20 protein-coding genes and 3 pseudogenes are annotated in these 22227 nt (G+C 70.2%); 15 read left to right on the top strand and 8 right to left on the bottom strand.

Translation table 11 applies throughout. From position 1 onward, the window contains the following. Positions 1-55 precede the first annotated feature (55 nt). The 5 genes from ACQEXA_RS13870 (at position 56) to ACQEXA_RS13850 (ending at position 4641) form a co-directional block, all read left to right on the top strand. Positions 56-1030, top strand: a complete 975-nt coding sequence (locus ACQEXA_RS13870) for an Lrp/AsnC family transcriptional regulator (RefSeq protein ID WP_432934637.1) — start codon at positions 56-58, stop codon at positions 1028-1030. Between the two features lie 311 nt (positions 1031-1341). Next, positions 1342-1860 (top strand): toxin-antitoxin system HicB family antitoxin, encoded by a 519-nt coding sequence (locus tag ACQEXA_RS13865; RefSeq protein WP_432934639.1) that lies wholly within the window; start codon positions 1342-1344, stop codon positions 1858-1860. Positions 1861-1936: 76 nt separating this feature from the next. Beyond that, positions 1937-2779, top strand: a complete 843-nt coding sequence (locus ACQEXA_RS13860) for a DUF4097 family beta strand repeat-containing protein (protein WP_433130080.1) — start codon at positions 1937-1939, stop codon at positions 2777-2779. A 63-nt stretch (positions 2780-2842) separates the two neighbouring features. Then, complete coding sequence (locus tag ACQEXA_RS13855; RefSeq protein WP_433130077.1) at positions 2843-3862, top strand: ATP-binding cassette domain-containing protein; 1020 nt, start codon at positions 2843-2845, stop codon at positions 3860-3862. Continuing rightward, positions 3859-4641 carry an ABC transporter permease gene (locus tag ACQEXA_RS13850; RefSeq protein WP_432934645.1) on the top strand — a complete coding sequence of 261 codons (783 nt, stop codon included), beginning with the start codon at positions 3859-3861 and terminating at the stop codon, positions 4639-4641. The genes ACQEXA_RS13855 and ACQEXA_RS13850 overlap by 4 nt, the downstream gene beginning before the upstream one ends. A gap of 9 nt (positions 4642-4650) precedes the next feature. On the opposite strand, the pseudogene ACQEXA_RS13845 reads toward ACQEXA_RS13850, so the two are convergent. After that, positions 4651-5034 (bottom strand): annotated as a pseudogene (locus ACQEXA_RS13845) (NF041680 family putative transposase); the annotation flags it as partial. Between the two features lie 301 nt (positions 5035-5335). Here ACQEXA_RS13845 and ACQEXA_RS13840 point away from each other — a divergent pair. Continuing rightward, positions 5336-7528: a recombinase family protein gene (locus tag ACQEXA_RS13840; protein ID WP_433134553.1), complete on the top strand. Its 2193-nt coding sequence runs from the start codon at positions 5336-5338 to the stop codon at positions 7526-7528. A gap of 20 nt (positions 7529-7548) precedes the next feature. Here ACQEXA_RS13840 and ACQEXA_RS13835 read toward each other — a convergent pair. Both ACQEXA_RS13835 and ACQEXA_RS13830 read right to left on the bottom strand, forming a co-directional pair. After that, positions 7549-8610, bottom strand: a pseudogene (locus ACQEXA_RS13835) (transposase); the annotation flags it as partial. Positions 8611-8888: 278 nt separating this feature from the next. Further along, positions 8889-9443, bottom strand: a complete 555-nt coding sequence (locus ACQEXA_RS13830) for a TetR/AcrR family transcriptional regulator (protein WP_359402268.1) — start codon at positions 9441-9443, stop codon at positions 8889-8891. A gap of 446 nt (positions 9444-9889) precedes the next feature. Between ACQEXA_RS13830 and ACQEXA_RS13825 the strand changes: the two genes are divergently transcribed. Further along, positions 9890-11023 carry an ABC transporter permease gene (locus tag ACQEXA_RS13825; RefSeq protein ID WP_432934647.1) on the top strand — a complete coding sequence of 378 codons (1134 nt, stop codon included), beginning with the start codon at positions 9890-9892 and terminating at the stop codon, positions 11021-11023. A gap of 25 nt (positions 11024-11048) precedes the next feature. Here the strand turns inward: ACQEXA_RS13825 and ACQEXA_RS13820 are convergent, their stop codons facing one another. Both ACQEXA_RS13820 and ACQEXA_RS13815 read right to left on the bottom strand, forming a co-directional pair. Further along, positions 11049-11657, bottom strand: coding sequence for a flavin reductase family protein (locus tag ACQEXA_RS13820; protein ID WP_433130075.1), 609 nt, complete (start codon positions 11655-11657; stop codon positions 11049-11051). Between the two features lie 65 nt (positions 11658-11722). Further along, on the bottom strand, positions 11723-12586 hold the full coding sequence (locus ACQEXA_RS13815; RefSeq protein ID WP_433130073.1) for a LysR substrate-binding domain-containing protein: 864 nt from the start codon (positions 12584-12586) through the stop codon (positions 11723-11725). A gap of 142 nt (positions 12587-12728) precedes the next feature. Here ACQEXA_RS13815 and ACQEXA_RS13810 point away from each other — a divergent pair, with 142 nt between their 5' ends. Then, the gene (locus ACQEXA_RS13810) at positions 12729-13769 is read left to right on the top strand and encodes a bile acid:sodium symporter family protein (protein ID WP_432934653.1); all 1041 of its coding nucleotides are present in this window, start codon (positions 12729-12731) and stop codon (positions 13767-13769) included. An 81-nt stretch (positions 13770-13850) separates the two neighbouring features. Next, positions 13851-14378, top strand: a complete 528-nt coding sequence (locus ACQEXA_RS13805; RefSeq protein ID WP_359402284.1) for an isochorismatase family protein — start codon at positions 13851-13853, stop codon at positions 14376-14378. Between the two features lie 3 nt (positions 14379-14381). Here the strand turns inward: ACQEXA_RS13805 and ACQEXA_RS13800 are convergent, their stop codons facing one another. Further along, a complete protein-coding gene (locus ACQEXA_RS13800; protein WP_433130071.1) occupies positions 14382-15101 on the bottom strand; it encodes an SDR family oxidoreductase in 720 nt (239 codons plus the stop codon). 145 nt (positions 15102-15246) lie between these two features. Here ACQEXA_RS13800 and ACQEXA_RS13795 point away from each other — a divergent pair, with 145 nt between their 5' ends. After that, a complete protein-coding gene (locus tag ACQEXA_RS13795; RefSeq protein WP_432934657.1) occupies positions 15247-16062 on the top strand; it encodes a LysR family transcriptional regulator in 816 nt (271 codons plus the stop codon). Between the two features lie 70 nt (positions 16063-16132). On the opposite strand, the gene fdhD is transcribed toward ACQEXA_RS13795, so the two are convergent. Both fdhD and ACQEXA_RS13785 read right to left on the bottom strand, forming a co-directional pair. After that, positions 16133-16981, bottom strand: coding sequence for a formate dehydrogenase accessory sulfurtransferase FdhD (gene fdhD, locus ACQEXA_RS13790; RefSeq protein WP_432934659.1), 849 nt, complete (start codon positions 16979-16981; stop codon positions 16133-16135). A 7-nt stretch (positions 16982-16988) separates the two neighbouring features. Then, positions 16989-17200: pseudogene (locus ACQEXA_RS13785) on the bottom strand (2Fe-2S iron-sulfur cluster-binding protein); the annotation flags it as partial. A gap of 229 nt (positions 17201-17429) precedes the next feature. Between ACQEXA_RS13785 and ACQEXA_RS13780 the strand changes: the two are divergent. The 5 genes from ACQEXA_RS13780 to ACQEXA_RS13760 all read left to right on the top strand — a co-directional run bounded on the left by ACQEXA_RS13780 (position 17430) and on the right by ACQEXA_RS13760 (position 22162). After that, positions 17430-18755 carry an OFA family MFS transporter gene (locus ACQEXA_RS13780; RefSeq protein WP_433130069.1) on the top strand — a complete coding sequence of 442 codons (1326 nt, stop codon included), beginning with the start codon at positions 17430-17432 and terminating at the stop codon, positions 18753-18755. After that, positions 18730-18894 carry an MFS transporter small subunit gene (locus tag ACQEXA_RS13775; RefSeq protein WP_432934661.1) on the top strand — a complete coding sequence of 55 codons (165 nt, stop codon included), beginning with the start codon at positions 18730-18732 and terminating at the stop codon, positions 18892-18894. Before ACQEXA_RS13780 ends, ACQEXA_RS13775 begins: the two co-directional genes overlap by 26 nt. 159 nt (positions 18895-19053) lie before the next feature. Further along, complete coding sequence (locus tag ACQEXA_RS13770) at positions 19054-20001, top strand: beta-ketoacyl-ACP synthase III (protein ID WP_432934663.1); 948 nt, start codon at positions 19054-19056, stop codon at positions 19999-20001. A 127-nt stretch (positions 20002-20128) separates the two neighbouring features. Next, entirely contained in the window at positions 20129-20806 is a 678-nt protein-coding gene (locus ACQEXA_RS13765) for a GntR family transcriptional regulator (protein WP_432934665.1), read from the top strand. A 174-nt stretch (positions 20807-20980) separates the two neighbouring features. Next, complete coding sequence (locus ACQEXA_RS13760; RefSeq protein WP_432939689.1) at positions 20981-22162, top strand: ROK family protein; 1182 nt, start codon at positions 20981-20983, stop codon at positions 22160-22162. The last annotated feature ends 65 nt before the right edge of the window (positions 22163-22227 follow it).

Genomic DNA, 22227 nt, shown 5'->3' with positions numbered 1-22227 from the left:
TCAGCGGAAGCGGATACATGAACGCCGGAACCCGACAGAGAAGGGGCCGACGGAGATGGAATCCCACACCCTCGACAGACTCGATCTGCAACTGCTCTCGGCCCTGGAGATCGACGGCCGGGCCTCCTTCAGCCGGATCGGCGGGGTGCTCGGCGTCTCCGACCAGACCGTCGCGCGCCGCTTCCGCAGGCTGCGTGCCGACGGCGGGCTGCGGGTCGTGGGTGTCCGTGACGCCCACCGGCTGGGCCAGGAGCAGTGGATGCTGCGGGTGCGCTGCGCCCCGGACATCGCGCTGACCATCGCGGACGCGCTCGCCAAACGCCCCGACACCAACTGGATCGGGCTCGCCTCCGGCGGCACCGAGGTCCTGTGCCTGACCCGGCCGCGCACTCGCGGCGACCACGACGACCTGCTGCTCGGCAAACTGCCGCGCACGCCCAGCGTGGTGGAGATCCGCGCCCACCAGCTGCTCCACCGCTTCTACGGCGGGGCCCACGGCTGGATCCGCAAGTTCGCCGCGCTCACGGACGATCAGATCGACGCACTGCGCCCCCATCCGGCTCCCGGTCCCGAGCAGGTGGGCCTCGACCCGGAGGACGAGCCGCTGCTGGCCGTACTGGAGCGGGACGGACGCGCCGGCTACCCCGAACTCCGGCGCGCCACCGGCCGTTCCGAGTCGGCGGTCAAACGCCGCCTGAACGCGCTGCTCGCCTCCGGTGCCCTGTACATCGACACGGAGTGCAACCCGGACCTCCTGGGCCATCCGGTCGCGGCTGTCCTGTGGATCACCGCCGCCCCGGCCGCCCTGCGATCCGTCGGTGAAGCCCTCGCCGCCCACGACGAGATCGCCCACGCCTCCGCGACCGCCGGCCCCTCGAACATCGTCGCGACCGCACTGGCCAGGAACACACGGGCGCTGTACGCCTATCTGAGCGGCCCGCTCGGCTGCCTGGAGGGGGTCCAGCAGGTGGAGACGACACCGGTCCTGCGCCGCGTCAAACAACTCACCTACCAGCCCCTGCCCCGCTGACCACAGCCCCGACCGGGCCGGGGCCGACCGGTGCGCGGTCCCCTCGGCGCCCGGACTGTGAGGGGGCACGCACACCACCCCTTGCGACCCGCATGGCGCCGCATGGCGCCGCATGGTGCCACTTGGTGCCATCCAGTGCCGTCCTGGTGCCATTCCATGTTCTAGAGAGCACGCAAGCGTGCGTGGTGCCACAGTGACTCAGGCTGGTCCCATTATGTTTCCGCAGGTCGGAGCGATGACTCTCGGGTTTGCCTGGCGTGCGGTGCCATTCGGGGTTGCGTGTGGCGCCATAGTGGTGCCATGATGACGTCATGGACCTCACCCCGTATGTCGACACCCTCCGCCGCGAACTTGCGGTGGCCGCCGAAGCCGGCGGGGAAGATGCCCGCGAGCTGGCCGAGCGGCTCACCGCTCCCCTGGAGTCGGCGACCCGTCTGACCATGCTCAATGTGCTCTCCGCCGCGATGGACGAGATCACCCGCGAGCTCGCCCCCGGCTCGGTCGACGTACGGCTGCGCGGGCTCGACCCCGACTTCGTGGTGACGCCGCCGCCCGCCTACAGCGGCCCCACGGAAGCGACGGTCGCGCCCGTCGAACCGCTCAACGTGCAGGCACCCGCCGAAGGCGACGAAGGCGGCACCGCCCGCGTCAATCTGCGTCTGCCGGCCCACCTCAAGGCGCGCGCCGAGGAGGCCGCGAGCCGCGAGGGCCTGTCGGTCAACGCGTGGCTGGTGCGGGCCGTGTCGGCCGCGGTCGACGGCGGCACGCGGCCGCGTACGCCGGAGAAGACCCGAACCATCGGACAGAACTTCACGGGCTGGGTGCGCTAGCCGCGCCCGCCCCACTTCACCCACACCACGTCCCACCAGCGGGGACACCCCAAAGACTCAAGAGGACGGTACAGCCATGCCTTCTTTCGACACTCCCGAACCGATTTCGGTCACCGCCCACGTGGGCGCCGGGTCCATCCGGTTCACCGCGAGCGACCGCCTCGACACGGTCGCCGAGGTCCGGCCTCTCAATCCGAAGAGGGACAAGGACGTGCGGGCCGCCGAGCAGACCGACGTCGCCTACGTGAGCGGCGTCCTGACCGTCAGGACGAAGGAGCGCCGCCTCATCGGGCCCAGCGGCGCCGTCGACGTGACGGTGGACCTGCCCACGGGCTCGCGCATCGACATGAACGGCTCCTGGACCCAGGTGCTCGGCGAGGGCCGGCTCGGCGAGGTCCGGGTGAAGGCCTCGGGCGGTGACGTCCGCCTGGACTCGACCGGGCCGCTCCAGCTGACGGTCTCCCACGGCTCGATCACCGTCGACCGGGTCGAGGGCATGGCCGAGATCGTCACCAGCTTCGGCAGCCTGCGGGTCGGCACCGTCGACGGCCCCGCCGTCCTGAAGAACTCGCACGGCACCACGACCGTCGGGGCCGCGATCGGCGACCTGCAGGTGAGCGGTGCCCACGGCAACATCGACATCGCGCGCGCCGAGGGCTCGGTCACCGCCACCACCGCCCACGGCACCCTGCGCGTCGATGAAGTCGCCCGCGGAACCGTCCAGTTGGAGACTGCCTACGGGGCCATCGAGGTCGGCATCCGCGAGGGCACTGCCGCCTGGCTCGACGTCAGCTCAGAGCGAGGTCAGGTGCGCAACACGCTCGCCGCCTCCGAGGCCCCGGAGGAGACGGAGGACACCGTCGAGGTCCGCGCCCGGACCCGCTGGGGCAACATCGACGTGCGCCGCGCCCGGGCCTGAGCGCCGGCCCCGCCAACTCGCCCACTTCTCCCCGTCACTCCACCCTTCGAACGGGAGGGCTCCATGCCTTCATCTGTCATGCCCACGTCCAGGCGAGGCGACGGTTCACAGTCGCCCGCCGCCGTCTCCACCATCGGCCTGCGCAAGTCATACGGCGACAAGACCGTCCTGGACGGCATCGATCTGCGTATCCCGGCCGGGACCGTGTTCGCACTGCTCGGGCCGAACGGCGCCGGCAAGACCACCACCGTGCAGATCCTGTCCACGCTCATCGCCGCCGACGGCGGGCAGGCCCAGGTCGCGGGCCACGACATCGCCACATCACCGGACGGGGTGCGCGCCGCGATCGGCGTCACCGGGCAGTTCTCCGCGCTCGACGACCTGCTCACCGCCGAGGAGAACCTGCTCCTCATGGCCGACCTGCTGCGCCTCGGCAAGCGTGAAGGACGATTCCGTGCCCGGGAGTTGCTTCAGCGATTCGACATCGCGGACGTCGCGCACAAACGGGCCGCGACCTTCTCCGGCGGTATGCGGCGCCGGCTCGACCTCGCCATGACACTGGTCGGCGACCCCCAGGTGATCTTCCTGGACGAGCCGACGACCGGGCTCGATCCGCGCAGCCGGCGCACCATGTGGGACACGGTGCGCTCGCTGGTCGCGGGCGGCACCACCGTCTTCCTCACCACTCAATACCTGGACGAGGCCGACCAGTTGGCCGACCGGATCGCCGTGCTCGACGGCGGCCGGATCGTCGCCGAGGGCACCGCCGACGAGCTCAAGGCGCAGATCCCCGGCAGCCACGTACGGCTGCGGTTCACCGACTCCGCCGAGTTGGAGCGCGCGGCGGCCGCCTTCCCCGGCGCGGCCCGGGACGACGAGAACCTCGCCCTGCGCGTGGCGGGCAACGGCGGCCTCGACGCGCTGCGCGTCCTGATCGACCGGCTCGACGCCGCCGGCATCCGATCCGTCGACTTCTCCGTGCACACCCCCGACCTCGACGACGTGTTCCTCGCCCTGACCGGCCGCGGCACCACCGAAACCGGCATCAGCACCTCGCTTCACGTCAAGGAGACCCTTCGATGAGCACTCTCACCTACGCCGTGCACGACTCCATGACGATGCTGCGGCGCAACCTGAAGCACGCGATCCGCTATCCGTCCGTGGGGCTCGGCAGCGCCCTGATGCCGATTCTGATGCTCCTGCTGTTCGTCTACGCCTTCGGTGACTCGATCGGCGCCGGCATGGGCGGCGGCCGGGGCACGTACGTGAACTACCTCACCCCCGGCATCATCATCATGGGGGTGGCCGCCGGTTCGATGTCGACCTCGATCGCGGTCTGCTCCGACATGACCGAGGGCATCATCAACCGCTTCCGCACCATGAACATCACGCGCTCGTCGTTCATGACGGGCCATGTCATCGGCAGCGTCATCCAGACGATGGTGTGCATGGTCCCGGTCGTGGGCGTCGCGCTCGCCGTCGGCTTCCGGTCCGGGGCGACCCCGCTGGAGTGGCTGGCCGCGGCCGGCCTCCTCACGGCCATCGCCTTCGCGGTGACCTGGCTGTCGGTGGCGCTCGGGCTGATCTCCAAGACCGTCGAGTCCGCGAGCAACAAGCCACTGCTGATCCAGTTCCTGCCGTTCCTCGGCTCGGCGTTCGTACCGGCCGACTCGATGTCGCCGGGCCTGCGCTGGTTCGCCGAGTACCAGCCGTTCACGCCGATGACCGAGACCCTGCGCGGCCTGCTCTCCGGCTCGGAGATCGGCAACAACGGCTGGATCTCGCTCGCCTGGTGCGCCGGCATCGCCCTGATCGGCTATGTCTGGTCGCGTTCGCTGTTCAACAGCACCACCAAGCGCTGAGCTTGATCTTTAACCTGCACGGTTCTTGTGTTCCGCGATGCTGAGATCGCGTTTCACGGTTTTACCGACGTCGTGGTTGGGTGCCCGGCGGCGGTTCTTCGAGCCGGTCGGGCGTCCGGGGCCGGGCCGGGAAGGTTTGGGTGCGGCCGCCGGACGGGCCGTCTTCGCTCGGAGGTTCCGAAACCCCCGCCGCACCCGCGCGGGCGTGAGCCGCCCCGGCTCGGCGGGCTTCTCCCAGGGGCGGCGAAGATCCTCGGCGAGTGGGCGGGCGAGCCGGAGCTGCGTGTGGGCGATGATGACCAGCCAGGTCCAGCGGTCCGCCGTATCGGGCTCACGGACCTTCGGACGGGTCCAGCCGAGCGTCTGCTTGATCATCCTGAAGGTGTGTTCGAGCAGCAAGCCGTACTGCACACGTAGGTGTGTCTGGCTCGGGGAATGCCCCGGTCGTAGGGATTGAGGGCCTGGTCGCTGCCGCTGCTGCCGTTCGGCGGTTGCGTGAGCGGCAGGCTGGTGCAGAAGAGGGTGGTGAGTCGCAGTGGACGAGCGTGTCGTCGCTGAGCTCCCCAGATCCCGTGGTGGGGAGCCGTTCCGGAGCTGAATCGGCAGCTGGTGGCGCGGTTGCTGGGGGTGCTGGCCGTGCGGATGGTGATCGCTGCGGATGTGGCCGGACGGGACGAGGGTGAGTGCGGTGAGCATGACGGTTGCCGCCCCGTGGGCACGGGTTGAGGGCAAGGTCCGGCCGTGGCATCGCGACCGCCTCGCGGTGATCTATGTCCGCCAGTCGACCCCGCAGCAGGTTCTCGGTCATGCAGAGTCCACCCGGCTGCAGTACGGGCTCACGCAGCGGGCCGTCGACCTGGGCTGGGCCCCGTCCCGGGTGCTGGTGATCGATGAGGACCTGGGGCATTCGGCGTCCGGCCTTCAGGACCGTCCCGGCTTCCGGCGGCTGGTGGCCGAGGTCGGCCTCGATCATGTGGGCCTGGTGCTGGGCAGCGAGATGTCCCGGCTGGCCCGCTGCGGGCGCGAATGGCACCAACTGCTGGAGCTGTGTGCGCTGGCCGGGGCCCTGCTGGCAGACCCGGACGGGATCTACGATCCGGCCGAGTACAACGACCGGATGCTGCTGGGGCTGAAGGGAACGATCAGCGAGGCCGAACTACACCTGATCAAGCAGCGAATGTGGAACGGACGCCTGAACAAGGCCCGCCGCGGTGAGCTGGCCGTGCCGCTGCCGGTGGGCTATGCGCGGCTCCCGGACGGCGAGGTCGTCTTCGATCCGGACGAGCAGGTGCAGACCGTGGTCCGCCTGGTCTTCGATCTGTTCGATGAACTGGCCACCATCAACGCGGTGTTGCGGTTCCTGGTCGACCACGGCATCCAGATGGGGATCCGGGTGCGGGAAGGCCCTGAGCGGGGCGAGCTGGCCTGGCGCCGCCCGAGCAGGATCGCGGTGCAGAACATGCTCCGCCACCCGGCTTATGCCGGCGTCTATGTCTATGGCCGCAGCCGGACCGATCCGCGCCGGCGCCAGGCAGGGCGTCCCTTCACCGGCCGGGTGCGGCGGCCGCGGGAGGACTGGCTGGTCTACCTGCCCGGTGTCTGGCCCGCCTATATCAGCACCGAGCGGCATGAACGCAACCTCGAGCGCATCGAGGCGAACCGGGCTCATGCTCAGAGTATGGGCGTGGTGCGAGGCGGGTCGGCCCTGCTGCCGGGACTGATCTTCTGTGATCGGTGCGGCAAACGCATGGTCGTGCGCTATCAGCGCGGCGCGGGCGGAGAGCTGCGAGGAGTCTACGAGTGCAGCCGTGCCAAAACCGACTACGGCGGCGCGTTGTGCCAGCAGCTGTCCGGAGCATGCGTCGACCGGTATGTGACCAGCCTGCTGCTGGCGGCGATGGCCCCCGCCGCGCTGGAAGTCTCGCTTCAGGCCGCCGAGCAGGCTCAGCAGCGCCGGGCCCAGATGGACGGGATCTGGCGTCAGCGCCTGGAACGCGCCGACTACGCAGTCGACCGGGCCCGGCGTCAGTACCAACTGGCCGAGCCCGAGAACCGCCTGGTGGTGCGGGAACTGGAGAAGAACTGGGAGCACGCGCTGGCCGAACGACAGCAGCTGAGCGAGGAGTACGACCGCTTCACCGCGGCCCGGCCTCGCACCCTCACCGCCGCCGAACGCGAGCAGATCCGGGCCCTTGCCAGTGATCTGCCCGCGATCTGGCGGGCGCCGACCACCATGGACACCGACCGCAAGCAGCTGGTGCGGCATTTGATCGAGAAGGTCGACCTGGCGGTGATCGGCGACAGTGAACGTGTCACCGTCCGCATCACCTGGGCCGGCGGGCATCGCACCACGGGCGAACTCGTCCGCCCGGTCGCTCGTCTTGATCAGCTCAGCTACTTCCCTCGCCTGGCCGCCCGGGCCCGCGAACTCGCCGACGACGGACACCCGGCGCCGCAGATCGCGAAGATGCTCAACGCGGAAGGCTTCCGGCCGCCCAAACGCCGCGAACGTTTCGGCACCGAGGGCGTGCGCAAACTGCTGCAGGACCTGGGCTGTGTCAGCCACCAGGAACAATCCAGTCGGCGGTCCGCACCAGCACTCGGCGAGCACGAATGGTGGCTCACCGACCTCGCCCGCGCCATCGGCATGCCCCGCGTCACCCTCTTCGGATGGATCACACGCGGCTGGGTCACCGCCCGCCAACTCAGCAACCCGCGCCGATCCTGGGTGATCCACGCCGACCCCGCAGAAGTCGAACGACTTTGCCGACGCCACCAGCAGTCCCGCGGCCACCAGCCTCGACAAGCCTGGCTCGACCACCAACAGACGACGATAATCCCGAACAGGAAAGGAACCCGAGGCGATGACGTCGAACCGCGACTTTGACAGCACTGCGGCTTGCTCATCTCAAGATCGAACCTTCGCAGGAAGGCCTGCCAGAACACATCGACCAGTCCAGCGCTCGCACCGGTGACCGACGACCACAGCCAGACCGGCTTGGGGTCACGGTCACCGGGCAGGTACTCGACCCTGAGGCGGATCAACGTGCCATGCAGAACGGGGAGTTCGCCCTCGTGGTCCAGCCAGGGCCCGCGGTGGGTGAGCCGGGGATGCATCCGGTCCCATGCCATCGCCTCGGCTTTCCCATAGCGGGTGGTGTCGGTGACGGTCGCCACCTCCGGCTCGTGCCAGGTGTCGGACTTGGCCAGGGTGAAGGTTCCGCCGTGCTTGCGGGGCCGGCCCCCCTTGGGGCTGTAACGGTGCGGTGGTGCGGGTCGAAGCAGCACCCGGTCGGAGCGGAGACGGCCCACCAGCTCGACCGGCAGGTCCGTGAGGACGAAAGCGAGGCGGGTGACGTCGTAGCCGGCGTCCATCACAATCAGGATGTCCGGGTCACCGTCGCTCCAGTGCCCTGCAGCGATGATCCGGTCGACAACTTCGCGGAGCTGGGCGGCGGTCACCGCAGTGGCGTCGTCGGCCGGGCCCAGCCGCACCGCGTCCAGCAGCGCGGTCCAGGATGTGCGTCCGGTCTCCAAGGCAGCGACGAAAGAGTAGGGCCAGCCCGGGATGAACTGCGAGTTGCTCTTGGCCCGCCCGTAGACATGACAGAACAGCCGCTCCGCGCTGGTCGGCGCATCGGGCCGCAGCCACGGCGAGACATCGACCGCCAGCACGATCCTCCCATCGGCCGCCCTGGGTAGCGGCAGGGACGCCAACGACCGGCGCAGACGTTCCACCTGGAGGCGCCCGCAGTTCAGCGCGTCGTACATCGCGCCGTGTCCCCGCTGGTGCTCCGCCACCAGCGTCAGGTCGACCAGCGAGGTGACCGGGCCGTCGGCACACAGAACCGCATCCGTCAGCTCGAACAGTGCATCCGCTCGCCGGGACAGGCAGGCATGGAAGTCCTCACGGAAGCAGGACAACACGGACAGCGACTCGACGCGGGCGGCGTCATCCAGAACACTCATCACAGCGGCCGTTTCTTGGTGCTTCGTTGCTCGACACTCCGAAGCCTCAAGGACGGCCGCGCCCTCTGTCCGGCGAATCAAGAACCCCGACAAGAAACGATCTTGCCGAGGTTAAAGATCAAGCTGAGAGCCCGTCTCTCAACCCTGCACGCAAGGCCCTCTGCCCGCGGTGTCGGGCAGAGGGCCTGTTCACGTCGCCCCCATACATCACCACAGCCGGCTCGACGCTGATCGCGATCTGATTCTGGTCGCCGCGGCAACACCGACGTCAACGCCGTTCACGGGCCGAGCAACTGCTCCACCAAGGGGACCAGTTCCTCAGGGTCGGCCGCCGCCAGCGAGTCGAACGCACCGGCGCTGCGCCCGAGCAGCACCCCGAGGAACGCCGCCGTCGCCAGTTCGGCCCGCAACCGCGGCCGGTCCAGTCCCTGAGCGGCGAAGCGCTCCCGCAGGGGGTCGACCAACCGGCGCTGCAGTTCCTCCCGCGCGGCGTTCTGGACCGCCGCATCCCGGGGCCGCTGGACCGCGGCCTGGAAGACGGGGCCCGGACCGCGCTGCTGGACGCGGTCGAGGAGATCGAGCACGCGTCCGGGGTGGAGCAGGTCCTGCGGGGCCTGGTCGCCCATTTCGGCATGGAGCGCGGCGATGTAGAGCTGGGTCTTGCCCCCGAAATACCGGGCGATCAAGGCCTGGTCCACTCCCGCCCGTTCGCCGATGTCCCGCACGGTGGTGCGTTCGAACCCACGTTCAGCGAGCAACTCGGCCGCGGCCTGTAGCAGTCGCTCTTTGCTGCGTGCCGAATCCCTTCGGCGAGCGGGCTTCTCGGCACTCATCGACGGAACGCGACCGTCCGAGCCGGCTCCGGGATCTGCCGCGGTTCCTGGACGGGGTGTGCCATGGGTCCTCTTTCTGCCGTCGGTCGCCTCCGGTGACTCTGCCACGGAGGGGCCGCCCTTGGCGCGCAGGGCGGCGTGCTCACCCATGCGATGCACACCGCCACTGTGCGTACGGGGGGCGGCGCCCGGGAACGTGAGTCGCGTCACGTAGACCGCAGATGCTACGAGGCGAGGTAGTAGATGCCCCTGCAGTTTCACGGCTTTATTGCCCGGTGTGATCGGCGTCGGGAGCAGTTCGCTACTAGGCGTCTTCGTATATGCCGACCGGCCGTGGACACTCTCGGTTCTCTACAGTCCGCATGTCAGCGGTTGCTGACTTGTTGGGGCCGGAGCGATGCCCGCCGTCTCCCGTCGGCCGTCGCGACTCACCAGGAGATGTACTCGTGCACGAAGATGACTTCTGGTCCGTGACGGCGGATGCCGCTGTCGTCCCGCCCGCCGCGGGGCCTGAGGACACGAGCCCGGATGTGGGCCGGCCCCGCCATCGCGCGCGCACCGACGCCGCTCCCGTCCGGCCGGGTCTGACCGGCCCCAAGGCGGTGCTCGCGCCGGTCGTCACCGTGCTCACGATCGGGCTGGTGTTCGTCTCCGTCTTTCTCGCCGCCTTCCACACGCCCAAGGCGCACCGACTGCCGATCGCGGTCGCCGCCTCGGACCGGTCGGCGGCGCTCTTCGACGTGCGGCTTCAGCGCATGGCGCCCGACGCCTTCCAGGTCGAGCGCTACCAGGACGAGTCCGCCGCCAGGTCGGCGGTCGAGCACCGCGCCGCGTACGCGGCCTACCTGGACATCACCGGCTCGCCCCGTCTCGTGTACGCGGGCGCCAACGGACTCGCGGTCACGGCCATGGTCACGCCGCTCGGCCATGCCGCGATGCCCGGTTCCGGCAAGATCAAGGTGCAGGACATCCTTCCCCTGTCGCAGGGGGACAGCCGCGGCCTGTCGACCTTCTACGCGTCCTTCGGCCTCGTCCTGGCGGGCTTCCTGTTCGGCCAGATGACATACCAACTGGCGCCGCGGCTGTCCTTCCGGCAACGCATGCTCAGTCTCGTGATCTTCGCGGTCGTGGGAGGGCTGGCCACCGCGCTCATCGCGAGCACGATCTTCGACGCCATCCCGGGGTCGTTCATGGCGCTCGCGGGCGTCGTCACCCTCATGGCGGGAGCCGTGGCGGCCGGAACCGTGCTGCTCATCCGGATCTTCGGCCCGATCGGTGTCCCGCTGGGCTCGATCTTCATGCTGGTGATGGGCAACGCGACGAGCGGTGGTGTGCTGCCCCCGTCCTTCCTGCCGGGCTGGCTGCAACCGCTGGCCTCGGTGATGCCCGCGGGCGTCGGGGTGCGGGCCATCAACGGGCTCGCCTACTTCCACAACGACGGGGTCGCGGACGGAGTGACGATCCTGTCGGCCTGGGTGGTGTTCTGCTTCGCAGCCGTCTTCAGCCTCGACCGGATCGCCGCCTCGACGGCCATCGTGCACGTCGCCCACCGCGGAAAGCCCTCGGGGGCGAGCTCCTGAACGCCGGTCGGCGTGCCGCCCGGGATCAGTCGGCGGACGGCTCCTCGTACGGGATGCGCCTCAGGTGCAGGACCTCGCCCAGGGTGCCCCATTCGTCGCCGCCGAGCTTGGTGAGCGGGCGCAGCAGAGCGCTGCTGGGACGGCCGCCGACGAGGTAGTCCTCGTCGACGGCGGCGTGGACCACGCGTCCGAAGACCAGGGTGGAGTTGCCCATCCGCAGGGTGGTGTGCGAACGGCACTCCAGGATCACATGGGAGACGGCCACCCTCGGTGGGCGCACGCGCCTGCTGGCTTCGCGCTCGATGCCGGCGGTGTCGAACTCGCTGACCGACCGGGGGTAGTCGATGGCGGTGGCGTTGATCAGATCCAGATGCGGCTCGGAGGAGAAGTTGACGACGAACTCCCCGGTGTCCTCGACGTTGCGCAGCGTGTCCTTCCGGCCGATCGAGGTGAACTGCACGATCGGCGGGTCGGTGCTGGCGATGCTGAAGAAGGAGTGCGGGGCGAGGTTCTCGCTGCTGCCGTCCGCAGTGACCGTGGAGACCCAGGCGATCGGCCGGGGAATCACGGCCGATGTCAGGAACCGGTAGAAGTCCGCGCTGCTCATCGTCTCGGGGTCGCGTTCGATGCGCATGCGCTCAGTATCGATGCGAACACACTGCGCGATGAGCGCGACGCGGCCTCTCTTGGGGGCGAGTGTCAACGACCGTGCAGCCGGTCCCCGCCGGCCAGGATCGCCGACGACAGTGCCTCGGCCGCGTGGCGTGCCGGGCCCGGGCGCTCTCCGTGTACCAGGACGAAGTCGACCTCGCCCAGGTCGGGCAGGCCCGCGCGCTCGGGGACGCGCACCAGGCCCGGTGGCACCAGCCCCCGGGAGTGCGCCATCACGCCGAGACCGGCTTGCGCCGCCGCGATCAGGCCGTTGAGGCTGCCGCTCGTGCAGACGATGCGCCAGGCGCGGCCCTGTTCCTCCAGTGCCGCGAGAGCCCGGGCGCGGGTGATGCCCGGCGGTGGATAGACGATCAGCGGAACCGGGCGGTCGGGGTCCAGACGCAGCCGCTCCGCACCGATCCACACCAGTCTGTCGTGCCGGATCAGCTCACCGCGTGGGTCCTGGGGCCGCCGCTTGGCGAGCACCAGGTCGAGCCGGCCGGCCGCGAGCTGTTCGTGCAGCGTGCCCGAGAGCTCGACCGTCAGCTCCAGGTCCACCTCGGGGTGGTCGTACCGGAAGCGCTCCAGGATCTCGGGCAGACGGGTCAGCACGAAGTCCTCCGAGGCCCCGAACCGCAGCCGCCCGCGCGGCCGGGTCCCGGTGAAGAAGGCGGTCGCCTGCTCGTGGACCTCGAGGATGCGCCGGGCGAAGCCGAGCATCGCCTCGCCGTCCTCGGTCAGCTCCACGGAGTGGGTGTCCCGGGAGAACAGCTGCCGGCCGGCCGCCTCCTCCAGCCGCCGTACGTGCTGGCTCACCGTCGACTGGCGCACGCCGAGCCGCCGAGCCGCCTGCGTGAAGCTGAGCGTCTGGGAGACGGCCAGGAAGGTACGCAGTTGGGAGGGGTCGTACATGCCTCAAGGTTATCGGGGAACGTGATGACAGTCAGAGCGGTATGCGGGATTCCCGATCGCGGGCCGGAGGAGGAACATGGGGAGGTCACGTCCGTGCCTGGCACGGACGAACAGCGAACGCACAGCGAAGCAATGGAGCACAGTGAAACGCCTGCACTGGCCGCGTTGGATGCCCGTCGACCCGTACATCCTCCTGTTGCTGGGGACCGTGGGTGTAGCGGCCCTGTTCCCGGCGCGGGGCACGATGGCCGATGTCGCGTCGGGCGCCTCCACCACGGCGATCGCGTTCCTCTTCTTCCTGTACGGGGCCCGGCTCTCCACCCATGAGGCCCTGGCGGGACTGCGGCACTGGCGGCTCCACACCACCGTGCTGGTCTGCACCTTCGTGATCTTCCCGTTGCTGGGTCTCGCCGCACGCGGTCTGGTGCCCGTGCTCCTGACGGACAACCTCTACACCGGGCTGCTCTTCCTCACCCTCGTCCCGTCGACCATCCAGTCGTCGATCGCCTTCACCTCGATCGCGCGCGGCAATGTGCCCGCCGCCATCTGCGCGGGCTCCTTCTCCTCCCTCGCCGGCATCGTCATCACCCCGCTGCTCGCGGCGGCGCTGCTCGGCAACAGCGGCGGCGGCTTCTCCGCGGACTCGCTCGTCAAGATCGTGCTCCAGCTGCTGGTGCCGTTCCTCGCGGGCCAGGTGCTCAGGCGCTGGATCGGCGGCTTCATCACCCGGCACAAGAAGGTCCTCGGCCTCGTCGACCGCGGCTCGATCCTGCTGGTCGTCTACACCGCCTTCAGCGAAGGCGTGGTCCAGGGCGTCTGGCACCAGGTGAGCCCGCTGCGGCTGGGCGGCCTGCTCGTCGTGGAGGGTGCGGTGCTCGCCGCGATGCTCGCCCTGACCTGGTACGGCGGCCGGGCGCTGGGCTTCGGCCGCGAGGACCGCATCGCCATCCAGTTCGCCGGGTCCAAGAAGTCCCTAGCCTCGGGCCTGCCCATGGCGAGCGTCCTCTTCGGCGCGCACGCCTCACTGGCCGTCCTGCCGCTGATGCTCTTCCACCAGATGCAGCTCATGGTCTGCGCGGTCATCGCCAAGCGCCGCTCCCGCGACCCCCAGCTTCGGGAGGCCGGCACCCGGACCGTCCCGGTGTCACGTACGGCGGTCGGTACGGGGACGCGCTCCGGCTGAGGGCTCCGTTCGCGACCCGTTCACAGGCCCGTCGATCCGGATTTCCGGTACGAACGGGTGATGGGGGTTTAACGTTCCGTCATGACCGCACCCCACGCACTTGATCCCGCGCGCAGCGCCCTCGTGCTCGTCGATCTGATGGACCGCATCGTCGCCCTGCCGCTGGAGCCCCGCAAGGGCACCGAAGTCCTCGCCACGGCCGAGGAACTGGCGGCCGCGTTCCGCTCGGCCGGCGCTCTTGTCGTCCTGATCCGGGTCGAGCGTCCCTCGGTCGCCGAACAGCCGCCCGGCAGCGGACTGGTGCCCGGCCTGCTTCGGGAGGGCGACCTGGAGGTGGTGAAGCGGACCATCGGCGGCTTCCAGGGCACGGGCCTGGACGAAAGACTGCGCGAGCGGGGCATCACCACCGTGGTGCTCGGCGGTATCGCCACCAACCTGGGCGTCGAGTCCACCGCCCGCGCCGCCGCGGACCTCGGGTACGACCTCGTCTTCGTTCAGGACGCCATGAGCGCGTTCACCGCCGCTGAGCACGATGCGTCCGTCAGGCTCGACTTCCCGCGGCTGGGATCGGTCGTGACCGCCGCCCAACTGCGCCTCACCCGCGGCTGACCCTCACACCAGCACCCCGCCGCCGTCCACGACCACCACGGACCCGGTGCTGTAGCCGCCGCGCATCAAGTACAGGTACGCCTCGGCGATGTCGGCGGGCTCGCCCACCCGGCCGACGGGGAGTGACGCCGCGGAGGACTCGAACAGCCCGCTCTGTTCGTCCTGCGGCAGCTCCCGCCACACGTCGGTGCGGACCACGCCGGGTGACACCGCGTTGACCCGGATCGGGGCCAGCTCCAGGGCCAGTGCCCGGATGAGCGACTCCATCGCGCCGCACAGGCTCGCCGCGACGGTGAAGCTGGGCAGCGGCCGGCGCCCCGCGGTCCCGGTGGTGAGCACCACGGAACCGCCCTTGCGGAGGAACGACACGCCATGCTTGACGGCCGTGTAGGCGCCCCACAGCCGGGTGCCGAGAAAGCCCTTGGCCCGTGCCAGTTCGGAGTCCGCGAGGCTCTCCAGCAGCAGCGACTCACCGGCGGTGTAGACCAGGTGGTCGAATGCGCCGATTTCCTGGAAGAAGTCGCGCACCGCGTCCTCGTCGCTCGCGTCGAGCAGCCGTCCCGTGGCGCCCTGCGGCAGCCGCTGCAGAGCCGCGTCCACGCTCTGCTGCCGGCGCGAGGCGACCACCACCTCCGCACCCTCCCGCGCGGCCCCCTCCGCGACCGCCAGTCCGATGCCGGACGTACCGCCGATCACGATGATCCGCTGTCCTTGCAGGCTCATACCGATGTCCCTTTCACGCTGGTGCGGCGCCACTCCGGCGCCACGTGATCCAGCCTGCGGCCGCGGCCCCCCGGCCGTCCAAGACCTCTTTCGGCTGCGGCGATACCCTGAAGGCATCGCCACCCGTACGACGGAAGGGGCGGCCATGGATCTCGACCTGCGGAAGGTCCGCTACTTCACGGCGGTCGCCGAACAGCTGCACTTCGGGCGCGCGGCCGAGAGCCTGCACATCGCGCAGCCCGTGCTGAGCCGTCAGATCAGGGCCCTGGAGAAAGACTTGGACGCCTGCCTCTTCGAACGGGACAGCCACGGGGTGACGTTGACGTCGGCGGGCTGGCAACTCCTCGACGACGCACGCCCTCTGCTGGCGACCGCGGATGCCACCCGGCGCCGGGTGCTCAGGGCGGCCCGGGGACCGCGCCGCCTCGTCGTCGGGTTCCGGGCGGGCGTCGTCGTCACCGGCGCACTGCGCGCCTTCGGTGCCGCGCACCCGGACGTCGAGGTCAAGGCGCGCCGCATCGAGTGGGACGACCAGGAGCAGCTGGTCCTGGACGGGACGGTGGACCTCGCGTACGTCCGACGGCCCATCCGCGAGCAGGGCCTGACGCTCGTTCCGCTGTTCAGCGAGAGTCGTGTGGCGATGCTGCCAGCCGACCACCGGCTCGCCGGCAAGCGGGAGCTGGTCCTGGCCGATCTGGAGGGCGAGCAGTGGCTGCGCTACTCCGACCCGGGGCCGGACGATCTGCCGATCCGGACCATCGAGGAGAAGTTCGAGTGCGTGGCGGCGGGTACCGGCATCACGCTCGTACCGCAGTCGGTCGCCGAACAGTACTCCCGCCCGGACATCGCGTACGTGCCGGTGCTCGACGCCGAGCCCGACCAGGTGTTCCTCGCCTGGGAGGCGGGGCGTGGAGCACCGCTGATCTCGCACTTCGCCCGGATCGCACAGGAACAGGGCTGAGGCGGGGCCCCTGCGGCGCAGGGGGCGCTCCCCGCCGTTCGGGGCCCCGCCGCCGTGACGCGGGAACCGGTCAGCCCTGCGTGGCCACGGCCCGCAGGGCGATGCGGTCCTCGCCCGCGTACACGTTCATGGAGCTGCCCCGCAGGAAGCCCACCAGGGTCAGGCCCGTCTCCGCGGCCAGGTCGACCGCCAGGGAGGAGGGCGCCGAGACCGCCGCCAGCACCGGAATGCCGGCCATCACCGCCTTCTGCGCCAGTTCGAAGGAGGCCCGGCCCGAGACCAGGAGGACGGCGCGGGACAGCGGCAGGTCCCCGTTCTGCAGGGCGCGGCCGACCAGTTTGTCGACGGCGTTGTGCCGCCCGACGTCCTCGCGGATGTCGAGCAGTTCGCCGTTCTCGGTGAACAGGGCCGCCGCGTGCAGACCCCCGGTCCGGTCGAAGACCCGCTGGGCGGCCCGAAGCCGGTCGGGGAGGCTGGCGAGCAATTCGGGATCCAGCCGGACCGGGGGAGTGTCGGCGATGGGCCAGCGCGCCGTCGTACGGACCGCGTCCAGGCTCGCCTTGCCGCACAGCCCGCAGGACGAGGTGGTGTAGACGTTGCGCTCCAGGGTGATGTCGGGGATCACCACGCCGGGGGCGGTCCTCACGTCCACCACGTTGTACGTGTTCGAACCGTCCGCGGTGGCCCCCGCGCAGTAGACGATGTTCAGCAGCTCCGACGCGGTCGCGAGGACGCCTTCGCTCACCAGGAAGCCGGCGGCGAGCGCGAAGTCGTCGCCGGGCGTGCGCATGGTGATCGCGAGCGGCTTGCCGTTCAGCCGGATCTCCAGCGGTTCCTCGGCCACGAGGGTGTCCGGGCGGGAGGACACGGCTCCGTCCCGGATGCGGATCACCTTGCGTCGTTCCGTGACTCGTCCCATGTCCTGATCAGCCCCGGTTCTGTAGGTGCTGGTGGCCTAATCGGCCCTTGCTGCCGAGGTCGCCGCCGGTCACGGGTTGTTGTGCCCCGGGGTGACCTCGACGACCTCATTGTCCTGCACGTACGGCGAGAGGTCGCGGCCCACTCCGCACGCGGCGCACACCGTGGTGGTCTGCGTCCCAGCCGGCTCGTCCCAGGTACCCGCCGCACAGATGTCGAACGTCCACCGGGGGAACAGTCCGTTCGGTCGTGCGGGTGCCGCGGAGATATGGAGTGCCGAACCTTGTCGGCGCAATACTGTCTACAGTATGGAACTTGCGGCGGCAAGAGTCCGCGAAGCATCCGGGAGCCGGCGGCAACGACCGTTCGGCGCACACTGGATACCGCTCACCGCATACGGTCGACGCGAAGGTTCTCAACTCCGCCTCGTCTGCGTACCGTTCGGGATCATGAGTCCTCCGGTCGCTCCCCCGGGATGGAGCCGTTGGCTGGTCCCGCCCGCCGCTCTGTCCGTCCATCTCTCCATCGGCCAGGCCTACGCCTGGAGTGTGTTCAAGCCGCCTCTCGAATCCGCGCTCCACCTCGACGGCACCGAGAGCGCGCTGCCCTTCCAGCTCGCCATCGTGATGCTCGGTCTGTCGGCCGCGTTCGGTGGCACGCTCGTCGAGCTCAAAGGGCCGCGCTGGGCGATGACCGTGGCCCTGATCTGCTTCTCGTCGGGCTTCCTGATCTCGGCGCTCGGCGCGCGGACCGAGCAGTACTGGCTGATCGTCCTCGGCTACGGCTTCGTCGGCGGCATCGGTCTCGGCATCGGCTACATCTCGCCCGTCTCCACGCTGATCAAGTGGTTCCCGGACCGGCCCGGCATGGCCACGGGCATCGCCATCATGGGCTTCGGCGGCGGCGCGCTGATCGCCTCGCCCTGGTCGGCGCAGATGCTGGAGTCGTTCGGCACCGGCCACTCCGGGATCGCGCTCGCCTTCCTCGTGCACGGGCTGTCGTACGCCGTCTTCATGCTGCTCGGCGTCCTGCTGGTGCGAGTGCCGCGCACCGAGCGGCCGGTCGAGTCCGGGCCGAGCGCCGTCGAGGGCGTGCAGGTCTCCGCGCGTAGCGCCGTGCGCACCCCGCAGTTCTGGTGTCTGTGGATCGTGCTCTGCATGAACGTGACCGCCGGGATCGGCATCCTGGAGAAGGCCGCTCCGATGATCACGGACTTCTTCGCGGACACCTCCACCCCCGTGTCGGTCTCCGCGGCCGCCGGCTTCGTCGCCCTGCTGTCGGCGGCCAACATGGCGGGCCGTATCGGCTGGTCCTCGACCTCCGACCTGATCGGACGCAAGAATATCTACCGCGTCTACCTGGGGGTCGGCGCGCTCATGTACCTGGTCATCGCCTCGTTCGGCGACTCGTCGAAGCCGCTGTTCATCCTGTGCGCACTGGTGATCCTCTCCTTCTACGGCGGTGGCTTCGCGACGATCCCCGCGTATCTGAAGGACCTCTTCGGGACCTACCAGGTCGGCGCGATCCACGGCCGTCTGCTCACCGCCTGGTCCACCGCCGGTGTCCTCGGCCCGCTGATCGTGAACTGGATCGCCGACCACCAGGAGGCGGCGGGCAAGCACGGATCGGCCCTCTACGGCCTGTCGTTCATGATCATGATCGGGCTGCTCGTCATCGGCTTCGTCGCCAACGAGCTGGTCCGGCCCGTCCACCCCCGCCACCACATCCCCGCACCGAAGGAGGCCGCCGATGGCCGGCGAGAGCAGCCCGCCTGAGACGCCCCCCGCCGGGCCTCACCCGGGCGGGGGCGGCCGCACCGCATTGATCCTCTTCTCCTGGCTGTGGGTGGGCGCGCCCCTGTGCTACGGCCTCTACGAGCTCGTCCTGAAGGCCAGGCAGCTGTTCACAGGATGAGTTCCGTACGGCAGGACGGGCGATGCCCGGGCGTCCAGGGGTCTGCGGGAAGTCGACAACGCGGGCGCCCCATTCCTGTTGCTTTGCATGCCGTCGTACTCGTCGGTCACTGATCAGACTGGTGGATCCCGCTAAGCACGGCAACGAGGGGATCCGCCCATGAACGGCTCGCGCATTGCCGCCGTCGGTCATTACCAGCCCGCCAAGGTGCTCACCAACGAGGACCTGGCGGGCATGGTCGACACGAGCGACGAGTGGATCAGGACCCGGGTGGGCATCCGGACCCGCCACATCGCGGGGGCCGACGAGCCCGTCGACGAACTCGCCGGGCGCGCCGCCGCCAAGGCGCTCGCCGCCGCGGGGCTGGCACCGGGCGACATCGACCTGGTCGTGGTCGCCACCTCCACCGCCGTCGACCGCTCGCCGAACACCGCCGCCCGCGTCGCGGCCCGGCTCGGCATTCCGTCCCCCGCGGCCATGGACGTCAACGTCGTCTGCGCCGGCTTCACCCATGCGCTGGCCACCGCCGACCACGCCGTGCGCGCGGGCGCGGCCACCCGGGCGTTGGTCGTCGGCGCCGACAAGATGTCCGACGTGGCGGACTGGACCGACCGTACGACGTGTGTGCTGGTCGGGGACGGTGCCGGGGCCGCCGTCGTCGAGACCTGCCCTCCGGGTGAGGGGCCGGGGATCGGCCCGGTGCTGTGGGGCTCGGTGCCCGAGATGGGGCACGCGGTGCGGATCGAGGGCACGCCTCCGCGGTTCGCGCAGGAGGGGCAGAGCGTCTACCGGTGGGCGACCAACCAGCTGCCGCCCATCGCGCGCCAGGTCTGCGAGCGGTCCGGGATCGCGCCGGAGGACCTCGCCGCGGTCGTGCTGCACCAGGCCAACCTGCGCATCATCGAGCCGCTCGCCGAGAAGCTCGGCGCCGTCAACGCGGTCGTGGCGCGCGATGTGTCCGAGTCCGGCAACACGTCGGCGGCGAGCATCCCGCTCGCGCTGTCCAAGCTCATGGAGCGCGGTCAGATCTCGACGGGCGACCAGGTGCTGCTGTTCGGCTTCGGCGGGAACCTGTCGTACGCGGGGCAGGTCGTCCGCTGCCCGTGAGCAGCCCGAAAGGGCGGTGTGAGAAGTCCAACTCGCCCAGCCCCTGGCCATGGTGCGCCGTAGACTGTAGACGAAAGACGCTGGCAGTCAGGCTACTGCGCTGCCGTTGCCCTGGAGGGGGACCGCGATGTTGTCGACAGGACTGCCGCACGGGTCGGTGCCCAAACTCGAGCGGCCCGGCCCGCTGCGCGACCGGGTCTACGAGGCGCTGCTCGAACTCATCACCACCCGCGCCCTTCAGCCTGGCCAGCACCTCGTCGAGAGCGAACTGGCCGGGCATCTCGGCGTCTCCCGGCAGCCGGTGCGCGAGGCCCTGCAGCGGCTGAACACGGAAGGGTGGGTCGATCTGCGGCCGGCCCAGGGCGCGTTCGTCCATGAGCCCACGGAGGAGGAAGCCGACCAGCTCCTGACCGTGCGCACGCTGCTGGAGGCCGAGGCCGCCCGGCTCGCCGCCGCCGACGCGGGCAGCGCCGGGATCTCGGCCCTCGAAGAGCTGTGTGCGGAGGGCGAGCATGCCGTCGCCGCCGACGACGTCGACAGGGCCGTCGCGATGAACGCCCGTTTCCACACGAAGGTGATGGAGCTGGCGGGCAACGCGGTGCTCGCCGAACTCGCCGCGCAAGTCGACCGCCGGGTGCGGTGGTACTACACGCCGATCGCCCGTCAGCGCGGACAGCAGTCCTGGGTCGAGCACCGCGCACTGATAGCGGCGATCGCGGACCGCGACGAGCAGCTCGCCACCCAGCTGATGCGCGAGCACACCGAGCACACGCGGCGGTCGTACCACGCGCGGCCGAAGTCCTGAATTCCGGTCTCTCCAGGCCAGGGCGGCGCTGTCGGTTCTTCTTTGTCCTGTGAGTGGAGAAAGTTGGCGGCGATCGCTGCACAACTTCTTCCCAGTCCCGGCAGCCGCTGCTACGTTCCTCTCGAAAGCCCGACGCTGGCGGCCAATTGAGGCGGGGAGGGGCGCGTGAGACGTATGACTGCACGACCCGCGAACGGGCACCAGGCCCGGCTGCTCAGGCTGTTGCGCGACGGGGGGCCCAACTCCCGGGCCCGGCTGGGCGACGAGATCGACCTCTCGCGCTCCAAGCTCGCCGTGGAGGTGGACCGGCTCCTGGAGACGGGACTGGTCGTCGCGGACGGGCTCGCCGCCTCACGCGGCGGCCGGCGCTCGCACAACATCCGGCTCACCCCGGGCCTGCGCTTCCTCGGTGTCGACATCGGCGCGACCTCGGTCGACGTCGCGGTCACCAACCCCGAACTGGAAGTGCTGGGCCACCTCAACCAGCCCATGGACGTGCGCGAGGGCCCCGTCGCGGTGTTCGAGCAAGTCCTGGCCATGGCTGCGAAGTTGAAGGACTCCGGGCTTGCGGAGGGCTTCGACGGCGCCGGTATCGGGGTTCCGGGCCCGGTCCGCTTCCCCGAAGGCGTCCCGGTGGCGCCGCCGATCATGCCGGGCTGGGACGGCTTCCCGGTGCGGGAGGCGCTCAGCCAGGAACTCGGCTGCCCGGTCATGGTCGACAACGACGTGAACCTGATGGCGCTGGGGGAGCAGCACGCGGGCGTCGCACGCTCCGTGGGCGACTTCCTCTGCATCAAGATCGGTACCGGCATCGGCTGCGGCATCGTCGTCGGCGGTGAGGTCCACCGCGGGGTGACGGGCAGCGCGGGCGACATCGGGCACATCCAGGCCGTGCCCGACGGACGCCCATGCGCCTGCGGCAACCGGGGCTGCCTGGAGGCCCACTTCAGCGGCGCGGCCCTCGCCCGTGACGCGCTGGAGGCGGCCCACCAGGGACTCTCGGCGGAACTCGCCTCGCGGCTGGAGACGAACGGCGGTCTGAGCGCCGTCGATGTCGCCGCCGCGGCAGCGGCGGGAGACGCCACCGCGCTCGACCTCATCCGGGAGGGCGGCACCCGCACCGGCCAGGTGATCGCCGGCCTGGTCAGCTTCTTCAACCCCGGCCTGGTGGTGATCGGCGGCGGAGTGACCGGCCTCGGCCACACCCTGCTCGCCGCGATCCGCACCCAGGTCTACCGCCAGTCGCTCCCGCTGGCGACCGGCAACCTGCCCATCGTCCTCGGGGAACTGGGCCAGAACGCCGGTGTCATCGGCGCGGCCCGGCTCATCAGCGACCACCTGTTCTCACCCGCGTAAGCACTCGTCCACCGCACCCGCACCGCGGGACCACCCGCACAGCGCCCTGCTCTGCCCTGCCCTGA

Source organism: Streptomyces sp. CA-106110, from assembly GCF_050936285.1.
Lineage (GTDB): Bacteria > Actinomycetota > Actinomycetes > Streptomycetales > Streptomycetaceae > Streptomyces.
This window is presented reverse-complemented; position numbering and strand designations above follow the sequence as displayed.

Excerpts from the sequence above, each read along its gene's own strand:
- ACQEXA_RS13870 (WP_432934637.1), top strand. The coding sequence starts at position 56 with ATGGAATCCCACACCCTCGACAGACTCGATCTGCAACTGCTCTCGGCC.
- ACQEXA_RS13865 (WP_432934639.1), top strand. The coding sequence starts at position 1,342 with ATGGACCTCACCCCGTATGTCGACACCCTCCGCCGCGAACTTGCGGTG.
- ACQEXA_RS13860 (WP_433130080.1), top strand. The coding sequence starts at position 1,937 with ATGCCTTCTTTCGACACTCCCGAACCGATTTCGGTCACCGCCCACGTG.
- ACQEXA_RS13855 (WP_433130077.1), top strand. The coding sequence starts at position 2,843 with ATGCCTTCATCTGTCATGCCCACGTCCAGGCGAGGCGACGGTTCACAG.
- ACQEXA_RS13850 (WP_432934645.1), top strand. The coding sequence starts at position 3,859 with ATGAGCACTCTCACCTACGCCGTGCACGACTCCATGACGATGCTGCGG.
- ACQEXA_RS13840 (WP_433134553.1), top strand. The coding sequence starts at position 5,336 with ATGACGGTTGCCGCCCCGTGGGCACGGGTTGAGGGCAAGGTCCGGCCG.
- ACQEXA_RS13830 (WP_359402268.1), bottom strand. The coding sequence starts at position 9,443 with ATGAGTGCCGAGAAGCCCGCTCGCCGAAGGGATTCGGCACGCAGCAAA.
- ACQEXA_RS13820 (WP_433130075.1), bottom strand. The coding sequence starts at position 11,657 with ATGCGCATCGAACGCGACCCCGAGACGATGAGCAGCGCGGACTTCTAC.
- ACQEXA_RS13815 (WP_433130073.1), bottom strand. The coding sequence starts at position 12,586 with ATGTACGACCCCTCCCAACTGCGTACCTTCCTGGCCGTCTCCCAGACG.
- ACQEXA_RS13805 (WP_359402284.1), top strand. The coding sequence starts at position 13,851 with ATGACCGCACCCCACGCACTTGATCCCGCGCGCAGCGCCCTCGTGCTC.
- ACQEXA_RS13800 (WP_433130071.1), bottom strand. The coding sequence starts at position 15,101 with ATGAGCCTGCAAGGACAGCGGATCATCGTGATCGGCGGTACGTCCGGC.
- ACQEXA_RS13795 (WP_432934657.1), top strand. The coding sequence starts at position 15,247 with ATGGATCTCGACCTGCGGAAGGTCCGCTACTTCACGGCGGTCGCCGAA.
- fdhD (WP_432934659.1), bottom strand. The coding sequence starts at position 16,981 with ATGGGACGAGTCACGGAACGACGCAAGGTGATCCGCATCCGGGACGGA.
- ACQEXA_RS13780 (WP_433130069.1), top strand. The coding sequence starts at position 17,430 with ATGAGTCCTCCGGTCGCTCCCCCGGGATGGAGCCGTTGGCTGGTCCCG.
- ACQEXA_RS13775 (WP_432934661.1), top strand. The coding sequence starts at position 18,730 with ATGGCCGGCGAGAGCAGCCCGCCTGAGACGCCCCCCGCCGGGCCTCAC.
- ACQEXA_RS13770 (WP_432934663.1), top strand. The coding sequence starts at position 19,054 with ATGAACGGCTCGCGCATTGCCGCCGTCGGTCATTACCAGCCCGCCAAG.
- ACQEXA_RS13765 (WP_432934665.1), top strand. The coding sequence starts at position 20,129 with ATGTTGTCGACAGGACTGCCGCACGGGTCGGTGCCCAAACTCGAGCGG.
- ACQEXA_RS13760 (WP_432939689.1), top strand. The coding sequence starts at position 20,981 with ATGACTGCACGACCCGCGAACGGGCACCAGGCCCGGCTGCTCAGGCTG.